The organism is Kibdelosporangium phytohabitans, assembly GCF_001302585.1.
Taxonomy (GTDB): domain Bacteria; phylum Actinomycetota; class Actinomycetes; order Mycobacteriales; family Pseudonocardiaceae; genus Kibdelosporangium; species Kibdelosporangium phytohabitans.
In genome coordinates, this window is record NZ_CP012752.1 from 7,148,302 (window position 1) to 7,163,865 (window position 15,564).

Genomic DNA, 15,564 nt, shown 5'->3' on the forward strand with positions numbered 1-15,564 from the left:
GGTCCGGGACCCAGTCATCCTCGAGCTTTCCCCGATCGGCACCCCGAATGCTGGTCGACGAATCCGCCGGTGAGGAAAAAGGGCTTGGAGTCGGCATGCGCGTGGTATTCGTGGCCTGGGCGTGGCCAACGCATCTGTTCCCGATGGTCCCGTTCGCGTGGGGCCTGCGGTCGCTGGGGCACGAGGTGCGCGTCGCCAGTCAACCGGCACTCGCCGACGCGATTCCCCGTACCGGGCTGCCCGGCGTCAGCGTCGGGCAGGATCTGGACTTCCTCGGCGCTCTGCGGCACATCGCCGCGAACCCCGCGTCCCGGCCTGCCCAGCAGGAGAACGCACAGCAGCAGGCTCCGCAGGGCCCGCCGCGGGCCGTGCGGATGTTCGCCGAGATGGCCGAGACGATGACCGAGGACCTGATCGCCTTCGGTCGTCGCTGGCGGCCCGACGCGATCGTGTTCGAGCCGACGGCGTTCGCGGGCCCGGTCGCCGCAGCGGCGCTGGGGATCCCGGCGGTCCGTTATCTGTACGGCCCGGACATCATGTCGACGCCGAGGCTGCGCGCGGCGTCCGCCGAAGCGCTGGAACCGCTGTGCGGCAAGCTCGGGCTGGACTCGGTGGACACCTTCGGCACCGTGACCATCGACCCGACCCCCGCGGCCATGCAGGTGGACACCGCGCCGGCCGACCGCGTTCCCGTGCAGTATCTGCCCTACAACGGTTTCGGCCCCGGTCTGCCGCCCGCGTGGACGTCGGCCAAGTCCGACCGGCCGAGGGTCTGCGTCACGTGGGGAACCACCTACAGCCGGATGGACCCCGAGTACTTCCTGTTGCCGCGGGTGGTGTCCGCACTGTCCGAACTGGACATCGATGTGGTCGTCGCGATCACGGCCAACCAGCGTGAACTGCTCGGCGACGTGCCCGCCAACGCGCGCGTGGTCGAGTCCGTTCCGCTGTACCGGATCCTGCCCACGTGTGACGCGGTGATCGCGCACGGCGGCGTGTCGACGAGTCTCACGGCACTGACGACAGCCGGCCTGCCGATGTTGCTCACCCCGCGTCTGCCCGACCACAAGTTCCACGCCCAGCGCGTCGCCGAGGCGGGCGCGGGCCGGGTCCTGCCGCTCGCGGACTTCACCGGCGCGGCGATCAAGTCCGAAGTCAGCGCCCTGCTCGACCAGCCGTCGTATCGCACCGAGGCGATCGGCCTGCGCAAGGAGATCCTCGCCCAGCAGACCCCGGGCGAACTGGCACTCCGGCTCGACCAGCTCGTCTAAGAACCAGTCCCGCACGAGGAGTGAACCCATGCTCGCTGAGCTACTCGCCCAATCCGGCCACAAGATCCTGCGGAACGTCGCGCCAGACGGCCGCGAATACTGGGCGGCACGGTTCTGGGACCGTGCGAGCGCCGAGGAGCACCCCGTTCTGCGCAAGTCCTTCCTCGACCAGAAGGACGCCATCGCGGGTTACCTGAGCAAGTACGCGGCCGGCATCACCACCTCGCTGGAAGTCGCCTGCGGCACGGGTGAGTTCACCAAGCTCACCGCGGACCTGACCGGTGTCAAGGAGATGACCGCGATCGACATCTCCTCCCAGGGCCTGGCCAGGACGCAGCAGCGCGTGGACCACGACAACCTCAAGCTGGTGCACGGCGACTTCTGGAAGGAGAACGGCCTGCCCAAGGCCGACCTGGTGATGTGCGTGGACGCCATCCACCACCTCGGTGACATCAAGGAAGTGCTGACCCGGCTGCGTTCGTTCGTCAAGCCCGGCGGTCTGTTCATCGGCAACTTCTGGACAGCGGACAACTTCCACGAGTTCGAGCGCAAGCGGTACGGTCGGGCCGAGCACCTGCGCAGGACTTTGGCGTTCTTCGGGACCGCGGCGCTGATCCGGGTGTCGGCGGGCAAGCTCAAAACCGGTGCCTACCGCACCCAGCTCAGGCGCAGTGCCGACTCGATGACCGCGCTGCGCACGCTGTACAGCGAAGTGCTCGCGGTGGACGAGCACCGCTACTTCACGTCCTTCGCTGCCCGCCTCTGACCCGGAGGAGAGAGACATGCGCGTACTGGTCACCGGCGGTGCCGGTTTCATCGGCAGGCAGGTCGTCGGCAACCTGGTCGAGGCCGGCCACGAGGTCCGCGTGCTCGACGCGCTGATCCCCGGCGTCCACCAGTCCGATGTGCCGCCGCCGATGCCGGACGGCGTCGAGTTCGTGCACGGCGACCTGCGTGACGCCGCCACAGTGGCGGCGGCGCTGCGCGGCATCGACGTCGTCAGCCACCAGGCCGCGATGGTCGGCCGTGGCAGGGAGATCCTCGACGCGCCGCTGTACGTCGGCTGCAACGACCTCGGCACAGCGATCCTGCTGACCGAGATGGTCTCGGCCGGGCTGCGCAAGCTCGTGCTCGCCAGCTCGGTCGTGATCTACGGCGACAGCCGCTACGTCTGCCCGTCGCACGGCATCGTCCGTCCTCATCGCCGATCCCGCGAGGACCTGGACGCGGGCCGGTTCGAGCCGCGGTGTCCCCGCTGCGGCGAGGAGGTGGCCGGTGAAGCGGTGGAAGAGCACGACCCGCTCGACCCACCGCGCAACGTCTACGCGGTCACCAAGCTCGCCCAGGAGTACTTGGTGTCCGCGTGGGCGCGCGAAACGGACGGATCGGTCGTGGCACTGCGGTACCACAACGTGTACGGGCCAGGGATGCCTTACGAGAGCCCGTATTCAGGTGTGGCGTCGGTGTTCCGGTCCGCGGTGGACCGCGGCGAGGCACCGCAGGTGTACGAGGACGGCGGACCGAAGCGCGACTTCATCCACGTCCACGACATCGCCCGCGCGAACATGACCGTGCTGGACTGGGACCAGCCGGGCTTCCACCCGTTCAACGTCGCGTCCGGGGAGCCACGCACGATCGGCGAACTGGCGGCGGCTCTCGCCGAGGCGACGGCGGCGCCGGCGCCGCGGATCACCGGCCGCTACCGGATAGGCGACGTCCGGCACATCTTCGCCTCGCCGCAGAAGCTGTTCGACGAGTTCGAGTGGCGGCCGTCGATGACGTTCGAGACAGGGGTGAAGGACTTCGCCCGGTCTCCCATGAACCACTGATCGAGCCACACGCTGGGCCCGCCGTGGTTCAGCGTGTGGCCCGGCGGCCGGACGCCGGTCAGCGCGGCCGGAAGAACTCGAGCATTCGCTTGCTCGCGTCCGGCTGTGTCAGGAGTTCCTGGATCCGGGCGGACTGCCTGCCGATCACGCTGGTGCGCTCGACCATCTCGTGCTCGTATTCCTCGACGGCAGAAGGGATGTCGTTCGGGTGTGCGGCCAGGGCAAGGCCGAGCACCGCGCCGTCGAGCAGCGCCATGTTCGCGCCTTCCCCTACCGGCGCCATCAGGTGCGCGGCGTCGCCGATCAGGGTGACGTCCGGTGCCGAAGGCCAGGTCAGGCCCACCGGGAGAACACTGATCGGCCACGGCCGCATCGTGTCGTCGCACGCCGCGATCAGTGCGGTGAACCGTTCGTGCCAGCCGGAGAACAAGCCGATCAGGCGTGCCCTGACCGCCGCCGGGTCGTCGAACGAGATCCCGTTGGTGGCGAACCAGTCTTCCTCGGTGTTGTGGAAGCTGAGGCCGATGCGTACGCGGCCGTCGCCGTTTCGCTACGCTGCCAGGGATTTCCCGTCACCGAGCACCCAGTAGTTGCCGCGCCCGACCATCTCCGCGAGGCCGGGGTGGGTGCGGTCGATGTCGGGGATGCCGAGTTCGACGACGTTGTGGCCGCTGTGCTCGGGTTTGGCGTCGGTGAGCAGTGGGCGGACCTTGGAGTTCGCGCCGTCGGCGCCGACCAGCAAGTCGTATGTCGCGCTGCGGCCGTCGGCGAAGCGCAGCACGCCGTTGTCAGCGGATTCGACGTGCGTGCCCCCAGCGGACTGTGTGGTCGGGGAGCGAATTCAGCAGCAGGTCACGCAGATCGGCGCGGTCCACCTCTGGTCGTAGCAGCGGGGCGTCATCAGGGGTGTCCTCCTGCGGCAGCAGGGTGCCGTCCGGCTCCAGCAGCCGCATGTCCTGGCCCTCACCTCGGGCGATCGCGGTGAACTCGTCGATCAGCCCCGCGTCACGCAGCGCCCGCTGCCCTGAGTGGATGTCGAGCATGCCGCCCTGGTCACGCGCGCCGCGTGACGGTTCGCGTTCGTACACGACGGCTTCGATGCCGTTGACGTGCAGTACCCGTGCAAGGGCCAGGCCACCCAAGCCGGCTCCGGCGATAGCGATGGTCACGGTCGTCCTCGACTCACTGTATCCTTCGATACACTGCATCAGCGATTGACACTGTATTGTCGTCGCATGTTGGTGTGGGAACGGCCGGAGCCGCCGGATCGACCGGTGCCTGCCCCGCTGAGCCGGGAACGGATCGTCAAAGCCGCGATCCAGCTCGCCGACGCGGACGGCCTGGACGCGGTGTCGCTGCGCAAGGTCGCCGCGGAGCTGGACGTCGGCCCGATGCGGCTGTACGGCTACATCGCCACCAAGGAGGAGTTGCTCGACCTGATGGTCGACGCGGTCTACGCCGGCGTCCAGCCGACCGGCGACAGCTGGCGAGAAGTGCTGATCTCGCTTGCCGAAACCACCCGGCAGGCGGCACAGCAGCACGAATGGCTCGCCGACCTGCTCGGCGGGCGGCCCCAGCTCGGGCCGAACACGCTCGCCACCGGGGACGCCGTGCTGGCCGCGATGGGCGGCGTCGACCTGGACATCGTCGTGCCGGCAGTCGCCGCGGTCAACGCCTACGTCAACGGCGCGATACGCCGGGAGATCACCGAGCGGCGCGCCGAACGGGCTTCCGGGATGGACAAGCGCCAGTGGCAGACCACCTTCGGGCCCTACCTGCAGCGACTCTTCGCCACCGGCCGGTTCCCCGCACTGGCCGCAGTCGTCCACGACGGCCCGCACCTGGACGCCGACCAGACCTTCCGCGCGGGCCTCGACTTCGTCCTCGACGGCATCGAAGCCCGCGTCTCACGCTGACGCGGTCACGTCGGCGGCCTGTTGCGCGCGGTCCGCTCCACCTCAGCCAAGTCCGCCGCCGTGACCAGGCGCATCTCCGCCGCACGCCGCGCCACGGCGAAGCGGATGTTCTGCAGGCGCCCGTCGTGCTGTGCGAGGTACGGGTCGTCCCGCGCGCCGAAGGCGATCGCCGAGATCACCCGGATCGCGTCGTCGACTCGTTGCGGGCGTTGCAGGTTCCAGGCATAGCCGTGCCAGTGCACCACTCGTTCGTAGATCTCGCGGTTCGACGGCGGGCGCGGGTAGTCGTCCTTGCCGACCAGCCACGGCTCGGTCAACGCGAGCGCCACGTACCAGTCGCGGCTTTCCCTGATCAGTCCCGGCCCGGCCGAGGTGACCTGACCGGTCGGGTCACCGGGCACTTGCGGCGGCACGGTCTCCAGGGTGACGTCGATGCTGATCAGCGTGTCGGCGAAGCCACCGGCGGTCTGCCTGCCGAGCAGGATCACCAACTGGTTCTCGCCGTCGTCCAGCAGCGCGGACATCGACTTGGTCATGATCACCCGGCGTGCTCCGCCCGGCGCGTCGAACAGGCCGGACAGCTGCGCTTCGCCAGAACCGAGCCAGGTCAGCGTCACGGTGTCCGCGGCGACCACCAGTTCGCCGACCAGGCGCGAGATGTGCGGGGCGCAGTCCGGCAACGCCACTGCCGTGAAACCGGGCCGCAGCGCGTAGTGCGGTGCGCGCCCGAACAGCAGCGACTCCCCCGCTTTGAGCACCACGGACGGCATCCCGGTCCCCCGGACGATCACGCTGGGCATCGTGTCACTTTAGCCGGGGCACACCGGTGTGCCGCCGCGGTCGGGTCCGATCGCGGCCCAGTCCTTGGCGAGCCCGGCCCGGTCGATGCGGTCGCAGATCGCGCGGACGGCGTTGTCCGGGTTGAGGTCCCAGATCCGCGCGGTGCCGTCGGCCGACGCGCTGATCGCGCGTGTGCCGTCCGCGTCGAACGTGGCGTCGTTGATGTCGTCGTCGTGCCTGTCCAGTCGTGCCAGGGGCTGACCGCTGGGGAATTCCCAGAGGCGCAGCACGGTGTCCTGGCTCGCGGTCAGGACCGTCCTGCCGTCCGGCGCGAACCGGATCCGGCGGATCGGCGAGTCGTGCCCGGTCAGCACGCCCACGGGCTGGCCGTCGCCGACACGCCACAGCCTGATCATCCGGTCCGCGCCACCGGTGGCCAGGGTCCGGCCGTCCGGCGTGAACGCCGTCTCCATCGCCAGCCTGTCGTGGCCCGGCAGGATCCTCATCGGACCGCCAGTGTCCGTTGTGGACAGCAAGCCCACCTTTCCGCCGGACAGCGTCACCGCCAGATGCCTGCCGTCGGGGCTGTACTTCACCGAAGTCGGGTAGTTCACCTCGACGACTTCCTCGTTGCGCGGTTCCTTCCTGGTCGGCCGGACGCCGGTCATCGTCAGGTCGCCTGCGTCGATGAAGACGATCTCGTCGCGGTCCTGGTCCTTGCTCGCACCTGCCGGGCTCTTGCCCGCGAGCGCGATGGTCCTGCCGTCCGGGCTGAACACCAGCTCGGTGAATTCCGTTCCAGGACGGGAGAACCGGCGTACCTCCGTGCCGGTCGCCACGTCCCACGCGACCGCGGCGCCGTCCAGGCCCACTGTGACCACACGTGATCCGTCCGGGCTGAACGCGGCGGACGCTGCCGTCCCACCGTGCGAGAAACGCCTGATCTGGTCGCCGGTCGTGCTGTCCCACAACCGGATCGCTCCGTCCGCGGCAGCGGTCACGAACAGCTTCCCGTGGGACGCGACCGCGACCATCGGGCTGTCACGCGGTCCCAGCGCGGTCCGCTGGAACGCCCACGCGGTGATCTGACCGGCGGAGTCGGCGCTGAGGAACGTGTGCCCGTCGCCGCTCATCGCCAGCCCGAACGTGGTGACCGAGCCGGTGCCCAGGCTCAGCATCTCCTGCCCGGACGCGATGTCCCACGCGTGCAGCGTCGTGCCGACCCCGCCCGCGACGACAGCCGTCCCCGCCGGGTTGAAGGTGACCGTGTTCAGCCCCGGCTCGGATGTTTCCTTGTCCAGCGACCGGGCCCACTTCGATGTGTCCCACAGGAACATGTGCCGGTCCTGCGACACCGTGGCGAGCGCGGTCGATGCCCGGTTGAACGCCAGTCCGGTGACGTCGTCGGCGTGGCCGGTGAGCGTCGCCACCAGCTCGCCGTCGGTCGCGCGCCGCACCTCGACGTTCTTCTCGTTGGTCGTCGCGATGAGCTTCCCGTCCGGGCTCTGCGCCATCGCGAGCGACGCGGGCGCGGTGAACCGCGCGGTCTCGGTGAGCTTGGCCGTGTCCCACACCGTGACGCCGTTTTCGGTGAACGCGGTGAAGGACGTCCCGTCCGGCGTGATGTACCCGTCCACCGCGCGGCTGGGCACGGTGAAGATCCGCTTGCGATCCGGCACGTTCCACAGTGACACCTCGGCGCCTGTCGCGTTGGCCGCCAGGAGCAACCGGCCGTCCGCGGACATCGACACCGAGCGGTACCAGCCGTCGCCTTCGTCCAGCACAGCCAGTTCACGGTGGCCCGGCACGTCCCACAGCCGCAGCGAGCCGTCCCGCCCGCCGCTCACGGCTAGTCTGGCGTCGTCGCTGATCGCGATTCCCGTCACCGGCCCCTCATGGCCGAGCATCCGTCCCCGGAAGTGATCGGACTGCACGCCCAGGACAGCGCTGCGGCTCTCCACCGTGTGCTCGGCCTGCCACGCACCCAGCGCCAGCAGCCCCGTCCGGGGGTGGTCGATCCCCCTGGCCAGTGCGGACTCGGCGGCCAGTTGCCGTGACAGGTTCAGCTGACGGCCGTGGTCGGCGTCCTGCTGCAGTTCAGTCGCGACCACGACCGCGCCGACCGCCACCACGAGCAGCACGCTCAGCGCGGCGACCATGGTGCGCAGCCGCCGGGTGCGCCTGCGCGCGGCGATCGCGCCCGCGTGTTCGGCGTTGTTCGACTTGTGCAGGAACTCCTGTTCCGTCGGTTGCAGCCCGGTCCGGCCCTGTTCGAGCCAGGCGTTGACGGTCGCGAGCCGGGCACCGCGGTACAGGTCGTCGTCCTGCTGGCCCGATTCGGTCCAGACACGCACCGCGTCGGCGAACCTGCGGTGCTGGATCAGCCCGGCACGGTCCTCGTCGATCCAGTCCCGCAGCCGCGGCCACGCCGTGAGCAGCGCTTCGTGGCTGAGCCGGGCCCCGGTCGCGTCGACGGTGACCAGGCGCGCGGCGATCAGGCCGTCCAGGATCGGCCCGCCGATCTCACGCGGGTCGACCCGGCGCCGGGCGACCGCGCCGTCGTCGGACACGGTCACCAACCGCAGCAACACCGCGCGCAGGGTCTCCCGGCTCGGCGGATCGAGCTTGCCGTGGATGTCCTCGGCGGTACGGGACACCGCGCCGTCGATCCCGCCCGCCTTGCGATACGCGGCGAGCGTCAACGTGTTGCCTTCGCGGAAGTTCCACGCTTCCCGCAGTGCGTGGGCCATCCTGGGCAGCGCGCCCGGCTCGTAGCCGGATTCGCCGCGCACCCCGAGGTCGGCGATCAACCGTTCCGGCAGGCCGGGTTCGATCTCCACGCCGAAGTCCCGCGCAGGTTGCACGATCGCACGGCGCAGCTCGTTCGCGTCCATCGCGCCGAGCAGCACCGGCGCGGCGAACGCGGGATTCAACGGCGCCAGGTCGATGCACCGGTCGACCAGGTCCGCCCGGACAGCCAGCACGACCAAGGCCGGCCGCGCGTTGGCAAGCGCGGTGGCGAACGCGCGGCGCTCCTCGTCCGGCACGCCGTGGGTGAACAGTTCCTCGAACTGGTCGATCACGATCACCATGCGCTTGTGGGCGACGGCGCACAGGGAACCGAAATCGGACGGCTGCTGCCTGATCCGCGCGGCCAGAGCGGCGGCGTCACCACCGGCGTGCGGGGCGATCGCGGCGGCCAGCAGACCGATCGGGTCAGGGCCCGGCGTGAGGACGACGTGTGGCCAGTCGGTCAGCGTGGGCAGCAGACCGGCGTGCAGCACCGACGACTTGCCCGCGCCGGACGCCCCGACGAGCACGACGGGTTCGCCGCCGTCGAGTTGCTCGGCCAGCCGTACCAACAGATCCGTCACGACGTGCGCACGGCCGTGGAACAGCTCGGCGTCTCGTTCCTCGAACCCGGCCAGGCCCGGGTACGGGGCCGGGGCGGTGATCGGCTGCGTCGGGGTACGGCGCGGCGCGCTGGACCGCAGGATCGCTTTGACCAGGTCCGCTTGGTCCGCGGTGGCGGGTGCGGCCCGTTCGGTGACCCCGGCGTACGCGGCGGTTCGCGCGGCCGTCATCAGCTCGGTGGTGGTGGCGAACCTGCGGGCCGGGTCCTTGGCCATGCCACGCATGACCACGGCGTCGAGTTCGCGGGTGACGGCCGGGGCGAACACCGACGGCGCGGGCGGCGGCTGCAGCAGGTGCGCGGCGATCTTGGCGGCCGGGTCCGTCCCCGGGTGGGCCTGCCTGCCGGTCAAGCTCTCGAACAACACGCAGGCCAGCGAATACTGGTCGCTGCGGCCGTCGACCGGGCCTGCCGACAGGCGTTCCGGCGCCATGTAGTCCCACGTGCCGATCAGGTCACCGGAGCGGGTCAGCGCGGTCGCTTCCGGCGAGGACTCGCGTGCGATGCCGAAGTCGGCGAGGTAGGCGTGGTCGTCGTGGCCGATCAGGATGTTGGACGGTTTCACGTCCCGGTGGACCAGGCCTTCGCGGTGCGCGGCGTCCAGCGCGTCCGCCACCTGGGTGAGGATCCGGATGGCCCGGTCCGGGTCGATCGTGCCCGCGCCGAGTGCGCGCCGCAGGTCAGTGCCTTCGACGAGCGCCATGTCGATGAACAGGTCGCCGTTGATCTCGCCGAAGTCGTTGACCGGGATGACGTTCGGGTGGTCCATCGCCGCGACCAGCCGTGCCTCCCGTTTGAACCGGGCGCGGTAGTCGTGGTCGGTGACCGACCCGGGCAGCCGTTTCAGTGCGACGACGCGGTCGTGCACCGTGTCGTAGGCGCGGTGGACCACGCCCATCCCGCCCCGGCCGAGCAGGCCTTCGATGCGATACGGTCCGAAAACCGGGAGATCCGTGGGTTCCGCGTTGAATGTGCCCGCCACCATGGGGGAAAACCTATCGATTCGGGCACCCTGTCCGCGTGGGCAACTTTGCCGACAGCGGCCACCGCAGTGCGGCCGTCCGGGTATGCGATCGCCCAGGCGGCCCGTCGACCGTTTCGAAGGCGCCGGGCGGACCCGGTTGACCGGTGGCTCGCGGCCATCGGTCCCGCTTGCCCACCCGGACGCACCATCAGTCCCGCGTTCACCCCGACGGGACCAGCGAGATCCCTTGTGGACAGGGTGTTTCGCGCGCCCGCCGCGGGGTAGGGTCGTGCACACACCCGCGGAGGGCTCTTTCTCCAGTGCGGGATGGGGATCATTCGAGAGGAACCGGATGAAGTACCGCACGATCGGCCAGGACCCGGGCACGCGCCGTGAAGTCAGCGTGCTCGCTCTCGGCGCGATGCACTTCGGCACTGGCACCGACGAGGAGACCGCGTTCGCGGTGCTCGACCGGTACGTCGAGGCCGGGGGCACGTTCATCGACACCTCGAACAACTACGCGTTCTGGGTCAACAGCAGCCAGGGCGGGGAAAGCGAGGCGGTGCTCGGCCGGTGGCGCGCCAGCCGCCAGGTCAGCGCCGACGTCGTGATCGCGACCAAGCTCGGGGGGCGCCCGGTCGCGGCGGGGATGGACTTCGCCGAGACGGCCAAGCCGGAGAACATCGAAGGCTTGTCCGCCAAGGTGATCAGGGAATCGGCCGAACGCAGCAGGGACACGCTCGGCGTCGAGAAGATCGACCTGCTCTACGCGCACGTCGAGGACGTGTCCACGCCGTTGCAGGAAACTATCGAGGGTTTCGCCGAACTGGTCGCGGACGGCACAGTCGGCCTGCTGGGCGTGAGCAACCACTGGTCGTGGCGCGTGGAACGGGCTCGCGCGGCTGCCGCGGCCGCGGGCTTGCCGGGTTACGAAGTCCTGCAGTACCAGCACAGCTACCTGCGTGCGCGGACCGACCGCCCGGGACGCCGTTCCCCTGTCGGCAACCAGGGCTTCGTGAGCGGCGACCTGTTGACGTACCTGAGCGAGACGCCCGAGCTCACGCTGGTCGCGTACTCACCGCTGCTCGCCGGTGCGTACGTCCGAGCCGACCGGCCACTCGGCCCGGATTGGGACCACGCGGGAAACCCGTTGCGGCGCAAGGCTTTGGACGAGGTGGCCAAGGAGACGGGCGCGACGGTCAACCAGGTCGTGCTGTCCTGGATGATCGGTGGCGCGGTCCCGATCATCCCGTTGGTCGGCGCGTCGTCGGTCAAGCAGATCGAGGAGAGCCTGGCCGCGGTGGACCTGGAACTCACGGCAGACCAGCGCGCGAAGCTGGACTCCGCCAACTGACACCTCGTGAGTGTTTTGGCCGGTTCTAACCGGCCAAAACACTCACGAGGTCTTCTGTGATGGTGGTGAGCATCCGGGTTGTGCCGCGGGCGGTGAAGAAGTGGTCGCCCGGCAGGATGTCCAGGTCGAATCCGGCGCTGGTCTCGGCGCGCCACGGCAGCATCCGGTCCGGTGCCGCCTCGGTGTCGTTTTCCCCCGCGAATGCCCGGATCGGCACGGGCAGCGGCTCGGTGTCCGTGATCGGGCACGTGCCGACGACCTTGAGGTCCGCGCGGACGGCCGGCAGGAACAGGTCGAGCAGGTCCGGGTGGTCGAACACCACTGACGACGTTCCGCCCAGTTCACGCATGTACGCGACGAGGCCCTCGTCGGTCTCGGCCCAGCCGCGCACCGGCAGGCGCAGCGCCGGAGCCGCACTGCTCGCCACGAAAAGCCGCACGGGCAGCGGCAATCCGCGTTCCCTCAGCTCGTGGGACAGGGCGAGCGCGACCCGTGCGCCCATGCTGAATCCGTAGCAGGCGAGGGGTTTGTCCAGCACCGGGGGCAGCGCGTCGAGCAGGGCCGGGATGAGCTCGGACATGGCTTCGTACGGCGGCTCGGCGTGCCGGTCGTCGCGGCCGGGCAGCTGGACGGCGACCGGTTCGATCTCCCCCGGGAACACCGTGTGCCACGTGCGGAACATCGACGCCGCGCCGCCCGCGTAGTGGAAGCACAGCAACCGGATCCGGCTGTCCTCAGCAGAACCGTAGTGCCGCAACCATTTCACGTGCGGCGCCGCGCGGTGATCGGCACGTGCTTGTAGCCGGACACGAAGTTCGACACCAGCCGCTGCGGCTCGCCGGCGAGCTGGAAGTCCTCGTAGCGGGTGAGCAGTTCGTCGAACAGGATCCGCAACGTCACCCTGGCGACGCTGTGGCCGACGCAGTAGTGCGGGCCCGCACCGAAAGCCAAGTGCTTGTTGGGTTTCCTGCGGATGTCGAACGTGGACGCGTCCGCGAACTCGTTGTCGTCCCGGTTGGCCGCGCCCAGCCACACCACGACCGCGTCACCCGCCTTGATCCGCGTTCCGCTGACCTCCACGTCCTGGGTGGCGTAGCGCAGGAAGTGGTTCACCGGCGACGCCCAGCGCAGCGCCTCCTCCACCGCGGTCACGTTGACCTGCGGGTTCGCCGCCCAGTCGGTGAGCACGTCGGTCTGTGTGAACTCGGCCATCAGGAAGTTCGGCGAGTGCGGTGTGGTCACGTTCGCGCCGAGCAGCAGGCTGTAGCAGTTGGAGACGATCTCGCCGAGCGACATGTGCCTGCCCTCGAACCGCGTCGTGATCAGGACGCTGATCAGATCGTCGCCGAGGTTGTCGCGCCGGTGGCGGACCAGTTCCTGGAAGTAGCCGAACAGTTCGTGGTGCGCGATCGCCAGCGTCAGGCCGCGGCCGGCCTCGCCGAGGTACTCCGGGTCGTCCGGGGCGATGCACGTGGTGTTGATCCTGGTCAGCCAGTCCCAGTCGGACTCGGGCAGGCCCATCATGGTGCCGGTGACGGCCATCGGCATGTCCAGCATGGCGTTGCCGAAGTCGAACACACCACCGTCGCCGATCGGCTCGATCAGCCGGACCACCTTCGCGCGGATCATGTCGCGCTGCCGGTCGACGGCCTTGATCGCCAGTGCCTTCTTCAAGCGGGTCTGCATCTCGGTGTGCCGGGGCGGGTCGGTGACCGCGAGCTGTGTCCCGCCTGCCGGGTCGTCGGTCCCCAGCAGATCGAGCAGTGTGCCGCGCTCGGACGTGAACAGCGCGGTGTTGCTGAGCACGTAGTCCGCGTCGGCGAAGCGGACCGCGGAGTAGAAGCCCCGCTCGGCGTCGACCTGTTGCCAGCTCAGTCCGTCGACCGCCCGCAAACGCCGCCACACCTCGTAGGCGTTGCCGTCGCTGTACAGCGTCGGGTCGACGAGGTCGTCGCCGCCGATGTGCATCGGGCAACGCGCGGCTGGAGTGTCCTGAACAGATGATTCACGTACTCGCAACATTCCGCCCTTTGCTCGCGAGACCGCAGGCCGTGCACAAATAGATCATCACCGCCATAAAAACGGTGATTCAAAGGTGACACAGCGGCGTCCCAACTCCCCAGTCGGCAGCGAGGATGACACGGTGCGGAACACAGTGTCAACGGCCGAACGCAGCATCCTCAGGCCAATTGCGGAGACCATCGCCCGAAGGGGCGGCCCTGGTTACCGACGTCTGCAGAAACCTGAAATTCCGGTCCGCGAACCGCCATTCGGTGGACATTGACATTGACCAGAACCGGTTTTAACGTGACCCGCAGCCACTCGGGGGAGTAGCTCGGAGGGGGTAAGCCCGATTGAATAACGCAGTAACGAATAATGCCGTTTGGCACGCGGCGACCCCAGCCCAACAGGGAATTTGGGTACTGGACAAGGACGAGCGACTCAGGCCTACCTACCTCATTCCGACCGTGCTCGAGTTCACCGGCCAGATCGATAACGCCATTTTGGCGGAATCAGCCGGGCACGCATTGAACAGACATCCGGCATTGCGGTCGCGTTTCCGTCTCGACCTCGGCACGCAGCGTGTCGAGTACCGGACCGACGGCCCGCCCGGCGAAGTCGGTTTCATCGACGCCCAGGCCGACGGCTGGAGCGCCGACGAGCTCGACCGCCTGGTCGGCGTGCTGTGCTGGACCCCGTTCGACCTGGCCGAGGAGGCGCAGGCGCGCGGCGAGGTGATCAAGGTCGACGACACCACCACGCTGCTGGTGCTGACCATGCACCACATCTCGTTCGACGGCTGGTCACGGCACCTGCTCGTGAACGAGATCATCGCCGGCTACCAGGCCCTCCGCCGCGGTGAGGCGCTGGATCCGACACCGTCCGCGCACCCCGCCGGCCTGGTCGGCCCACCACCCGCGGACGTGACGGCCCAGCGCGTGGCCGAAGCGGTCGACCGGCTGCGTGGCGCGCCGTTGACCGTCACGCTTCCTTATGACCGGTGCCCGGCGCCCGGTGAGTCGTCGGTACTCGGCGCCAACCTGTCGATCGAGCTGGACGAGGAGCTGACCGGCAAGGTCATGGCGGTCGCCGCCCAGGAGGGCAGTACGCCGTTCATGACCGCGGTCGCCCTGCTCGCGGGGACTTTGTCGCGGTATTCCGGCCAACGGGATTTCCTGTTCGCCTTCGGCTGGCCCGGCCGGGAGGACCCGGCGACCGCCGACGCGATCGGGATGTTCATGTCGACGCTGGTGCTGCGCGTCGGTCTGGACGAGACCACGACGTGGCGCGAGCTGGTGCGCAACGCGCGGATCGGCGCCCTGGAGGCGTTCATGGACTGCGACGTGCCGCTCGAGCCGATCGCGACCGCGCTCAACCCCGGCAGGCACGTGATCTGGCCGCCGTTGACGCCGGTCCTGGTCAACGTGGACGACCTGCCGCTGGAGCTGCCCGTCGCGCCCGGTGTGACCTGCCGGTACCGGCTCGACGGCCCGGTTCACACCAAGTACGACCTCGATCTTTTCGTCCGGTCGGACGACGGCGAGCACGGCAGCAGGCTGACCCTGGCGATCGACTACCCGACCGACCTGTTCGACGCGGCGACCATCGAAACACTGCTTTCCGGCCTACGCCGTAGTGCCGTTGACCTGGCATATTCCACAGAGGAGCCGTGCTGTGCCCGACCAGCAGACAGCTGACGTCAATTTACTCGAGATTGTTCGCTCGGTGTGGCGGGAAGTACTCGGCGTCACCGAAGTCGCCGACGACATCACGTTTTTCGACCACGGTGGAGATTCCCTGCGGCTGGTGATGCTCGTCGAACGACTGAATCAGACAACCGGGCGCGCCCTGAAAACAATCGACCTTTTCAGGGCCGGGACCGTTCGCGGACATTCCGAGCTGCTCGCCAAAGCAGACAATCCTGCCCCAACGGGATTCCGGGGCGCCACGCGGAGTGATCTGATCAACGCAGCGCGTTCCCGCAAGCCGTAACGAACAACCATTCTTCCGGCGTCAACATCGTCGACGCTGCCGGAA

11 protein-coding genes and 1 pseudogene are annotated in these 15,564 nt (G+C 69.1%); 7 read left to right on the forward strand and 5 right to left on the reverse strand.

Annotated elements, in window-relative coordinates:
- The first annotated feature begins 95 nt into the window (after positions 1–95).
- From AOZ06_RS32180 to AOZ06_RS32190, 3 genes are read left to right on the forward strand one after another with little or no spacing between them, the layout of a single operon-like run.
- Positions 96–1,271: a nucleotide disphospho-sugar-binding domain-containing protein gene (locus AOZ06_RS32180; RefSeq protein WP_054297068.1), complete on the forward strand. Its 1,176-nt coding sequence runs from the start codon at positions 96–98 to the stop codon at positions 1,269–1,271.
- 28 nt (positions 1,272–1,299) lie between these two features.
- Complete coding sequence (locus AOZ06_RS32185; protein WP_054292830.1) at positions 1,300–2,037, forward strand: class I SAM-dependent methyltransferase; 738 nt, start codon at positions 1,300–1,302, stop codon at positions 2,035–2,037.
- A gap of 16 nt (positions 2,038–2,053) precedes the next feature.
- Complete coding sequence (locus AOZ06_RS32190; RefSeq protein ID WP_054292831.1) at positions 2,054–3,100, forward strand: NAD-dependent epimerase/dehydratase family protein; 1,047 nt, start codon at positions 2,054–2,056, stop codon at positions 3,098–3,100.
- 58 nt (positions 3,101–3,158) lie between these two features.
- Here AOZ06_RS32190 and AOZ06_RS32195 read toward each other — a convergent pair.
- A pseudogene (locus tag AOZ06_RS32195) lies at positions 3,159–4,269 on the reverse strand (FAD-dependent oxidoreductase).
- Positions 4,270–4,335: 66 nt separating this feature from the next.
- On the opposite strand from AOZ06_RS32195, the gene AOZ06_RS32200 reads away from it, so the two are divergent.
- Positions 4,336–5,016: a TetR/AcrR family transcriptional regulator gene (locus AOZ06_RS32200; RefSeq protein ID WP_054292832.1), complete on the forward strand. Its 681-nt coding sequence runs from the start codon at positions 4,336–4,338 to the stop codon at positions 5,014–5,016.
- Between the two features lie 5 nt (positions 5,017–5,021).
- Here AOZ06_RS32200 and AOZ06_RS32205 read toward each other — a convergent pair whose 3' ends face one another.
- The gene (locus AOZ06_RS32205; RefSeq protein WP_225952955.1) at positions 5,022–5,816 is read right to left on the reverse strand and encodes a hypothetical protein; all 795 of its coding nucleotides are present in this window, start codon (positions 5,814–5,816) and stop codon (positions 5,022–5,024) included.
- Positions 5,817–5,825: 9 nt separating this feature from the next.
- Entirely contained in the window at positions 5,826–10,193 is a 4,368-nt protein-coding gene (locus AOZ06_RS32210; RefSeq protein WP_054292833.1) for a WD40 repeat domain-containing serine/threonine protein kinase, read from the reverse strand.
- A 331-nt stretch (positions 10,194–10,524) separates the two neighbouring features.
- Here AOZ06_RS32210 and AOZ06_RS32215 point away from each other — a divergent pair, with 331 nt between their 5' ends.
- A complete protein-coding gene (locus AOZ06_RS32215; RefSeq protein ID WP_054292834.1) occupies positions 10,525–11,526 on the forward strand; it encodes an aldo/keto reductase in 1,002 nt (333 codons plus the stop codon).
- A 25-nt stretch (positions 11,527–11,551) separates the two neighbouring features.
- Here AOZ06_RS32215 and AOZ06_RS32220 read toward each other — a convergent pair whose 3' ends face one another.
- Positions 11,552–12,292: a thioesterase II family protein gene (locus AOZ06_RS32220; protein WP_063810151.1), complete on the reverse strand. Its 741-nt coding sequence runs from the start codon at positions 12,290–12,292 to the stop codon at positions 11,552–11,554.
- Positions 12,289–13,494 carry a cytochrome P450 gene (locus AOZ06_RS32225; protein WP_054292835.1) on the reverse strand — a complete coding sequence of 402 codons (1,206 nt, stop codon included), beginning with the start codon at positions 13,492–13,494 and terminating at the stop codon, positions 12,289–12,291. Before AOZ06_RS32225 ends, AOZ06_RS32220 begins: the two co-directional genes overlap by 4 nt.
- A gap of 386 nt (positions 13,495–13,880) precedes the next feature.
- On the opposite strand from AOZ06_RS32225, the gene AOZ06_RS32230 reads away from it, so the two are divergent.
- On the forward strand, positions 13,881–15,224 hold the full coding sequence (locus tag AOZ06_RS32230; RefSeq protein ID WP_083472078.1) for a condensation domain-containing protein: 1,344 nt from the start codon (positions 13,881–13,883) through the stop codon (positions 15,222–15,224).
- The gene (locus tag AOZ06_RS32235) at positions 15,202–15,519 is read left to right on the forward strand and encodes an acyl carrier protein (protein WP_169799009.1); all 318 of its coding nucleotides are present in this window, start codon (positions 15,202–15,204) and stop codon (positions 15,517–15,519) included. Before AOZ06_RS32230 ends, AOZ06_RS32235 begins: the two co-directional genes overlap by 23 nt.
- The last annotated feature ends 45 nt before the right edge of the window (positions 15,520–15,564 follow it).